Genomic DNA, 8,568 nt, shown 5'->3' with positions numbered 1-8,568 from the left:
GGTGCTGGAGGAGAAGGTCGAGATCCACAAGGGGTTGCTTGAAAAGGGACTTGCCTCGAAAGTCGTTTATCTTACCGAAAAGCAGGAGCTTGTCGGACTTCAGCAGGACGTCGCGGTGCAGACAAGCCGGCTTGCAGAGGCCGACGCGGCAGTGGCTCTGCTGAAGGAAACGCGAGAGAAAACTGCGTCGGAATATCGTCGTACCGTATACGATGCACTGGCGAAGGCCGAGCAGAAAGTCAGCGCGCTGGCTCAGGACAATATCAAGGCCGAACAGCGGACGCGGCTGCAGCGGCTGACGGCACCGGTTGATGGCGTGGTGCAGCAGCTCGCCGTCCACACCGTCGGCGGCGTCGTGACGCCAGCCCAGGCGCTGGCTGTCGTGGTGCCAAGCGAGGCCAGACTTGAGATCGAGGCGTCCGTCTCCAACCGCGACATCGGATTTGTCCACGCCGGCCAGCAGGCTGCGGTCAAGATCGATACCTTCAACTTCACCCGCTACGGGCTCCTGCGCGGCGATGTGGTCAGCGTTTCATCCGACGCGGTAGCGCGTGAGGCACCTCGGGGCGGCCAGACCGACCGCAATGCCGGCGGCGGGCCGGCGGCAGGTGAACAGAAGGGCCAGGAGTTGGAGTATGTCGCTCGCGTCTCGCTCGAACGCAGCGACATGCAGGTCGACGAGAAGCTGGTGAAGCTCGCGCCCGGAATGGCGGTGACGGTCGAGATCAAGACCGGCTCACGGCGCATCATCAGCTATCTGCTGTCGCCGCTGGCAAAATACCGCAACGAAACGCTTCGGGAACGGTAGCGGCGGGGCCGATCGCTCGCGGGCGCGTCATCGCCGGCCAGTTGGGAGTTCATCGCCGTTACACCCATAAGGTGGCTAAGTGGTCTCGTGCTGGCAGTGGGGGGAGCTCCTCAATGCCTCGCGACCGCCGCAACTGTGACGCTGTTGCCTGCCTTCAAAGCCTTTCAGGACGAGTGATTGTTGGACGGCCCAGGTAACGTCGAGGGCGTGGACCCGCCGTCACTTCATCCAACGCGCCGCGACGATCCCGATCGCAATCAGGACCACCGTGAAGACCAGCCGCCGCAGCGACGGCCGCGGGCCCCAAGCTGCGGCGGTGTCGTTCATGTTCGGTGTCGGGGGCGTTGGCGGGGTGATCGGCTCCTGATGCATATGGGTCCTTCTGTTGCGATCGATCGTCCGGTCAAACATATCCATTGAGCGGCGAGGGTTCGCCGCTCCGTCGGAGCCGCCACGGCCATGCCGGACGTTGTTATTTCGCGGCCCGATCCGTCGGCGGCTGAGGCCGTCGCAATGCGCGTCGCCCAAGCGCCATCTCGTGCAGCTGTCGCTTATGGGCTTCCGCAATCTCGACCAGTTCGAGCAGGTCTTTGGCGTCGATACTGGCGAGTCGGATCGGTCCCGTCACGCTGGTATTGGCAATGGCAAGCTTGTGCTCCGCCAGCTGCTTCAGCCGCGTGAGCTTCCCCTTGCTGATCATTCGCTTTCGTCCCCAAGCGAGTCACAGATGACGCCATCTCGCGCAAGCCGCGTGTCTTAATTGTGGCTTTGGAAAGCTATGCCCAACAGCTTTGCAAAGGGCCTTATTCGTTGCCGGACCCCGCGCCGGGCAACGGATATGCCATTTGCCATCACTCGCGCGGCAATCGGTTGCTGCTGGTCCGCAAAAGGTCAATAACCGCAGCCTTCTAGCCTCAGAGAGCTTCATATCACCATGACAGAGTCACGTTATTTCCCGGCACCGGGCGACTGGGACAAGATCGATCCGCAGGCGGCGGGCTATGCGCCGGACAAGCTCGCATCCGCCGTGGCCTTCGCCCAGGCGAATGAGACGCCGTGGCCGCGGGGGTTCTATTACGACGACGGCCGCTATGCGCCGAATGTGGACTGGAATGAAACCGGGCCATGGAGCGCGGTGCTGGGGCCGGTGAAGGAGCGCGGTGGCTCGGCGGGCATGGTGCTGCAGAGCGGGCGCGTGTTGGCGTCGTGGGGCGATGTCGCGCGGGCGGACATGACCTTCTCTATCGCCAAGAGCTATCTCGCCACGCTGACGGGCCTTGCGGTGGATGACGGGCTGATCGGGGATATCGACGAACCCATCGCCAAGCGCGTAGTGGGGCCGCTGTTTGCCGATGCGCATAACGCCCCGATCACCTGGCGGCAGCTGCTGGAGCAGACCAGCGAATGGCGTGGCGAGTTGTTTGGCAAGCCGGATCAGATCGATCACAACCGCCTGGTCGCACCGAATGCCGACAACAGCCGCAAGGGCGAGCTGCGCGAGCTGCAGAAGCCGGGCGCGTTCTACGAATATAACGATGTGCGCGTGAACCTGCTGTCGCTCAGCCTGTTGAATCTGTTCAAGCAGCCGCTGCCGGATGTGCTGCGGGAGCGCATCATGGATCCGATCGGCGCGTCGAAGGAGTGGAGCTGGGTCGGCTATGAAAATTCATGGGTCGAGATCGGCGGCCAGCGGATGCAGTCGGTGCCGGGTGGCGGCCATTGGGGCGGCGGCATGTTCATCGGCGCGGACGACCATGCACGCTTTGGCCTCTTGATGGCCCGCGGCGGCGCATGGAATGGCAAGCAGCTGCTGTCGCAGGGCTGGATCGATGCGATGTGGGCGCAGTCGGCGCTGCAGCCGAATTACGGTTTCCTGTGGTGGCTGAATCGCGGGCCGCATGCCAACAAGGGGGCGCCGGAGACGGCGGTCTATGCGCTGGGGGCGGGTGGCAACATGATCTGGATCGATCGCGACGCCGACATGATTGCGGTGACACGCTGGTTGCCGAGCGCGAAGGCGCCGGAGTTTATCCGGCAATTGATTGCGGCGCGGGGCTGAGGCGTCAAGCCACGAATGCATAAGAGAAAACCCCGACGGAGCTTGCGCACCGTCGGGGTTTTGCTTTGTGCGCGCTGAAGTCGCTTACGCGACGCGCTTGATGGCTGCGCTGAGGATTTCCATCATGTCGTCGATATGCTTCTTCTCGACGGTCAGCGGGGGCGACATCGCAAAAGCGTCGCCGCTCTGGCGCAGATAGAGGCCGGTGTTGAAGCAATCCACCATCACTTCATAACCGCGCGCGCCCGGCGCATCCTTGCGCGGAGCGAGTTCGACGGCGCCCATCAGGCCGAGATTGCGGATGTCGATGACATTCGGCAGGTCCTTCAGAGCATGCAGCGAGTCGCGCCAGTAGCCGGCCATCTCGGCGCCGCGGGTGAGCAGGCCTTCGTTCTTGTAGATGTCGAGCGTGGCGATGCCGGCGGCGCAGGCCACCGGATGCGCCGAATAGGTGTAGCCGTGGAACAGCTCGATCTGGCCTTCCGGGCCATTCATCAGGCCATCATAGACCTTGCGATGGGCGAACACGGCGCCGCAGGGCACGGTGCCATTGGTGATGCCCTTCGCGGTGGTCATGATGTCCGGCGTGACGCCGAAGAACTGCGACGCAAAGGGCGCGCCGAGGCGGCCGAAGCCGGTGATGACTTCGTCGAAGATCAAGAGGATGCCGTGCTTGGTGCAGAGCTCGCGCAGACGCTCGAGATAGCCCTTCGGCGGCGGCAGCACGCCGGTGGAGCCGGGGACGGGCTCGACGATGACGGCGGCGATGGTGTCGGCGCCATGCAGCGCGACCAGACGCTCGACGTCATCTGCGAATTCGGCACCGTATTCCGGCTGGTCCTTGGCGAAGGCGTTGCGTGAGAGATCGTGGGTGTGACGGATATGGTCGATGCCCGGCAGCTGCGCCGAGACGAAGGCGCGGCGATTGTTGACCATGCCGCCCACCGAGGTGCCGCCGAAACCGACGCCATGATAGCCGCGCTCGCGGCCGATCAGGCGCGTGCGCGTGGCCTGGCCGATGGCGCGCTGATAGGCGATCGCGATCTTCAGCGCGGTGTCGCCGGATTCCGAACCGGAATTGGTGAAGAAGATGCGGTCGAGGCCTTCGGGGGCGATCTCGGCGAGGCGGTTGGCGAACTCAAAGGCCAGCGGATGGCCCATCTGGAAGGCCGGGGCGAAATCGAGGGTGGAGAGCTGCTTCTCCACGGCGCTGGCGATCTCGCGGCGGCCGTGGCCGGCATTGGTGCACCACAGGCCGGCGGAGCCGTCGATCACCTGGCGACCGTCCTCGGTGGTGTAATACATGCCCTTCGCCGAGGCGAACATGCGCGGCGACGCCTTGAACTGGCGGTTGGCCGTGAACGGCATCCAGAATGAATCGAGTTTTAGTGCGTTCGGAATCTGATGAACGGACACGGCGGAGCTCCCAAGGGTGATTTCGACCGATCTTCGGCTGATTATCGCATCTGGATCATGTTCGTAACATTGCAACAAGTCCTTTTCTTGATCTGATCAAGTGATTGATTTTGCTGGATGGGTCCTGCCATATTTGCCTGATCCGCAACACCCGCAACAGGATTCTGGCGTGAGCATCGACCTCGGCGACCGGCTGCGCTTCGTGCGCGCGCATCACAAGCTGTCGCAGCGCGAACTGGCCAAGCGCGCGGGCGTCACCAATTCGACCATCTCGCTGATCGAATCCAACCAGATGAATCCGTCGGTCGGCGCGCTGAAGCGCATTCTCGATGGCATCCCGATGGGGCTCGCCGAATTCTTCGCCATCGAGCCGGACCGGCCGCGCAGGGCGTTCTACCGGGCGGACGAACTGACCGAGATCGGCAAGGGCCCGATCTCCTATCGCCAGGTCGGCGACAATCTGTTCGGGCGCGCCTTGCAGATATTGAAAGAGCGCTACGAGCCCGGCAGCGATACCGGCCGGGTGCCGCTGGTGCATGACGGCGAGGAGGGCGGCATCGTGATCTCGGGGCGCCTCGAAGTCATCGTCGATGACGAGCGCCGCATCCTCGATCCCGGCGACGCCTATTATTTTGAAAGCCGGCGGCCACATCGGTTCCGCTGCGTGGGGCCGAAGGCCTGCGAGGTCGTGAGTGCATGCACGCCGCCGTCTTTCTAAGGGCGGGCTGATCAGGTCTTGCGGGATCGTCAAGACGGCGCGTTGCGATGCAGGTCGCCGGCGGGGGCAGGTGTGCGGCTACCGGATCTCCCCTATGTTTGCGCGTCTAATGCGAGCTCAGGGGCTGGATGTGCAGAAGTATCTGATCAAGTCGGGCGCGATCATCAGTGTGGATCCGGATATCGGCCGGATGAGCAAAGGTGATGTCCTGATCGAAGGCGACCGGATCGCGGCGATCGCGCCGGAGATCGAAGCGCCCGATGCGGAAGTGGTCGATGCGACGCGGATGATCGTCATTCCCGGCCTCGTCAATGCGCATATCCATCTGTGGCAGACCATCCTGCGCGGCATCGGCAACAACTGGGGCGGGTCCGACTATTACAATTACGTGCATGCCGGCGCGGCGCCGCGCTTCACGCCGGACGATACGCGCGTGTCCACCTATGCGGGCGCGCTCAGCCAGATCAATGCGGGCACCACGACCCTGTTTGACTGGTGCCACAACAACACGACGCCGGAGCACACCGACGCTGCGATCGAAGGGCTGACGGCTTCCGGCGTGCGCGCGCTGTTTGGTCATGGCACCGTGAAACCAAAACCGAAACCGGGCGACAAGCCGTTCTCCGAAATCCCGCATCCGCGCGCCGAGATCGAACGCCTGCGCCGTGGACGCTTCGCTGCAGATAGCGGGCTGGTGCAGCTGGCGATGTGCATTCTCGGCCCGGATTATGCAACGCTCGATGTCTGCCGGCAGGATTTTACGCTGGCGCGGGAATACGACCTGATCTCAAGCGCCCATGTCTGGGGGCGTGCCAACCGCCTGATCCCGACCGGCTACCGGCAAATCGCCGCAGAAGGACTGCTCACGAGCAAGCACAATCTTGCCCACGCCAACTATATCGAGAACGACGAGATCAAGGTGATCGTCGACCATGGCGCATCCATCACCGCGACCGGCATCGTGGAGATCAAGAACCACGCCGTCCCGCCGCTGATCGGTCGGGTGAAGGCGCAAGGCGGCACGCCCAGTATTGCCAATGACACCGAGGTCGGCGTCATCGGCACCATGTTCGCGACAATGCGGATGGCGCTGATGGTGCAGCGGCTCTTCGACAATATCGATCTGAACGAGCGGCTGAAGCGCGGCGAGGCACCGGAGGCGGCGGCCTATATCCGCGAAAACCTCAAGCAGATCGGCGCCGGCGGCGGCTTGCGCGAGGAGACCACGGTCCGATCCATCGAGGCGCTGGAATGGGCGACGATCAACAATGCGCGGGCGCTGGGGCTGGAGAACCAGGTCGGCTCGCTGACGCCGGGCAAGAAGGCGGACGTCGTGCTGCTGACGCGCGACACGCTAAACATGGCGCCGGCGCATGATCCGATCGACGCCGCCGTGATGTTCGCCGAGACAGGGAATGTCGATACGGTGTTCATCGACGGCAAGCTGCGCAAGCGCGGTGGCGTGCTGCTCGACATCCCGGATCTGCCGGGCCTGCTGGACGACATCCGCGAACGCGGGCGTGGCGTGCTCGCACGGGCGGGCTTCGGCCAGATCAGCTGGTGATGACCGCGGCCGGCGCGTTCGCGAACTCATCGAGCAGTGCCTGCGCCAGTCCCTTCTGCTGCGCCGGCAGCCCGCGATCGCGCGCGGCCTGTTCGAGGGCGAAAGTTGCTTCCATATGGATGCGATAATGCGCGGCGTTCTGCTCGACGCCGGAGCCGTCGGTGATGTCGCCGAACACCACATCCTGGCAGCGCGCCACCGAGCGTGAGGTGAAGGCGCGGCAGGACAGCGGGCGGACCACATAGACGGTGCAGCGATTGTCTGTACCGAGGAGGGGGCAGCGGTGACGGAGCTTTGTCGCGTCGGCTGCGTTGCGCGCAGCTGCGACTGCGATCTCCAGTCGCTCGCGCAGGGCGTTGCGTTCGTCCGGCAAAAAGTGCGTGGCGATGTGATCGGCCATCATGCGGGCGATGCCGGGCGGCACCTGAACATAGAGATGGCAGCATGCCGCACAGCCGCTGCTGCAAGCGAGCATCGGCTGGTTCGGGATGTGCCGGTAGACGCTGGCGCTGGCGGCTCCTGCGAGGTCGACGATATCGCGGGCAGCTTCTTGCAGGTTCTCCGCGCGTTCGCAAACCACGCCGCAGGCCGAGCGAAAATTGCCGAAGATGCCTTCATAGCGGCCGGATAGCGAGCGCATCAGTTCGCCGACCTCGGCGATGTCGTCTGATACGAAGTCGATGGCGTCCTGTGCGCTCATGGCAGCGGGATACGCTACGAATCGCTGTTTCGTCACGCGCAATTATGGGGCGGACGACAGTTGCGCTCTCGATTTCGCCCGCGCCGGCTTGCCCATCAGTGCCGTCACCGCCACGCTCACCACGCGGTCGATGATGGCCTGGACGTCGTCGAGATTGCACAGTCCGTCGGACATGCGCGTCAGGCGTTCGGTGTCGCGGATGGTCTGATGGGCCATGGCGAGGGCGAAGTGCAGCGCCCAGAAGATGTCCGCGGGATCGTGATCGGGCAGGGCGCGGCGCAGGGCGGCGGCGAAGCGCTTGAGATGATCGACCTCGCGATTCTTGATCTTGCGGATCGGCGGCACCGACTCGATCGAGGCGCGGATCATGAAGCGTGCGGCATCGGAACGATGCTTGGCTTCGCCGAGACAGCCACGCAAGGTCGGGCCGACCAGCGCGGAGAAAATTTCCTGCGGTGAAGCGCGGCCGTTGCCGGCGTCTTCTGCCGCCTTCAGTTCGTGGAGGCGCTCGCGATTGGTGGCGATACTTCGCGTCACGAACAATTCGGCGATCAGTTCGTCCTTGGAACCAAAGTGATAATTCACCGCCGCCAGATTCACGTCGGCCGCCGCCACGATGTCGCGCATTGTCACGTCCGCAAAGCCGCGCTCGGCATAGAGCCGTTCGGCTGCGGTGATGATGGCGGTACGTGTGCGGTCTGCTGCCATGCCTTGATCCTGCGCAAATCCCGTTTCGTGCAGTCCGCCGGCCACAACATGGCGCCATGCGGGAGGCGAGGACCAGCGTGATTGCTTTTCAAACGTCTGTATGAAACTATCGTTTGAGTGAGCGGAATGTCAATGTTGCCGGCCCGGATCAGGCTCAGTCATCCCAGAGTCACAGGTCGTCGCAGCGCCGTGATATTCCGCGTCACGCCATCGCCCCCGCGATGCGCGCCGGATGTGAAAGCGGGCGACATATCGCGCGTATTTTTCGCTTGCGGACCTGCATCGACAGGACAACAGTGCCGCCAAAGATTTCGAAAGAAACAAAGAGGAACGTCCCATGGATTTCACGATGTCGGACCGCCAGCGCGAATGGCTCGAGCGCGTGTCCTCCTTCATGACCAAGCATGTGCGCCCCGCCGTGCCGATCTACAAACAGCAGGACGCTGAGGGCGATCGCTGGAAGGTCATTCCGATCGTCGAGGACCTGAAGAAGAAGGCGAAGGCCGAGGGCCTGTGGAACATGTTCATGCCGCCGTCGTCGCATGAGGACGACGAATTCCACGGTGCGGGCCTGAGCAATCTCGAATATGCGCTG

At 63.6% G+C, this 8,568-nt stretch carries 8 protein-coding genes and 1 pseudogene; 5 read left to right on the top strand and 4 right to left on the bottom strand.

Annotation, left to right across the window (positions count from 1 at the left end):
- On the top strand, positions 1 to 808 hold an 808-nt coding region (locus ACIQ17_RS27065; RefSeq protein WP_398472423.1), incomplete at its 5' end, for an HlyD family type I secretion periplasmic adaptor subunit.
- A gap of 472 nt (positions 809 to 1,280) precedes the next feature.
- On the opposite strand, the gene ACIQ17_RS27060 is transcribed toward ACIQ17_RS27065, so the two are convergent.
- Positions 1,281 to 1,508, bottom strand: a complete 228-nt coding sequence (locus ACIQ17_RS27060; RefSeq protein WP_398472421.1) for a hypothetical protein — start codon at positions 1,506 to 1,508, stop codon at positions 1,281 to 1,283.
- A gap of 234 nt (positions 1,509 to 1,742) precedes the next feature.
- Here ACIQ17_RS27060 and ACIQ17_RS27055 point away from each other — a divergent pair, with 234 nt between their 5' ends.
- Positions 1,743 to 2,867 (top strand): serine hydrolase domain-containing protein, encoded by a 1,125-nt coding sequence (locus ACIQ17_RS27055; RefSeq protein ID WP_398472420.1) that lies wholly within the window; start codon positions 1,743 to 1,745, stop codon positions 2,865 to 2,867.
- A gap of 84 nt (positions 2,868 to 2,951) precedes the next feature.
- On the opposite strand, the gene ACIQ17_RS27050 is transcribed toward ACIQ17_RS27055, so the two are convergent.
- Positions 2,952 to 4,235, bottom strand: a complete 1,284-nt coding sequence (locus tag ACIQ17_RS27050) for an aspartate aminotransferase family protein (RefSeq protein ID WP_398472425.1) — start codon at positions 4,233 to 4,235, stop codon at positions 2,952 to 2,954.
- A 217-nt stretch (positions 4,236 to 4,452) separates the two neighbouring features.
- Here ACIQ17_RS27050 and ACIQ17_RS27045 point away from each other — a divergent pair, with 217 nt between their 5' ends.
- Complete coding sequence (locus tag ACIQ17_RS27045) at positions 4,453 to 5,001, top strand: cupin domain-containing protein (RefSeq protein ID WP_398472419.1); 549 nt, start codon at positions 4,453 to 4,455, stop codon at positions 4,999 to 5,001.
- A gap of 94 nt (positions 5,002 to 5,095) precedes the next feature.
- Positions 5,096 to 6,565: an amidohydrolase family protein gene (locus ACIQ17_RS27040; protein ID WP_398472418.1), complete on the top strand. Its 1,470-nt coding sequence runs from the start codon at positions 5,096 to 5,098 to the stop codon at positions 6,563 to 6,565.
- Here ACIQ17_RS27040 and ACIQ17_RS27035 read toward each other — a convergent pair.
- Complete coding sequence (locus tag ACIQ17_RS27035) at positions 6,555 to 7,265, bottom strand: YkgJ family cysteine cluster protein (RefSeq protein ID WP_398472417.1); 711 nt, start codon at positions 7,263 to 7,265, stop codon at positions 6,555 to 6,557. The two genes, ACIQ17_RS27040 and ACIQ17_RS27035, sit on opposite strands and share 11 nt — an antisense overlap.
- Before the next feature lie 42 nt (positions 7,266 to 7,307).
- Positions 7,308 to 7,973: a TetR/AcrR family transcriptional regulator gene (locus ACIQ17_RS27030; RefSeq protein WP_398472415.1), complete on the bottom strand. Its 666-nt coding sequence runs from the start codon at positions 7,971 to 7,973 to the stop codon at positions 7,308 to 7,310.
- Positions 7,974 to 8,310: 337 nt separating this feature from the next.
- Here ACIQ17_RS27030 and ACIQ17_RS27025 point away from each other — a divergent pair.
- Positions 8,311 to 8,568 (top strand): annotated as a pseudogene (locus ACIQ17_RS27025) (acyl-CoA dehydrogenase); the annotation flags it as partial.

The organism is Tardiphaga sp. (assembly GCF_044340795.1).
Lineage (GTDB): Bacteria > Pseudomonadota > Alphaproteobacteria > Rhizobiales > Xanthobacteraceae > Tardiphaga.
The sequence above is the reverse complement of the archived record's forward strand: the minus strand, read 5'-3'. Positions and strand labels throughout refer to the sequence as shown.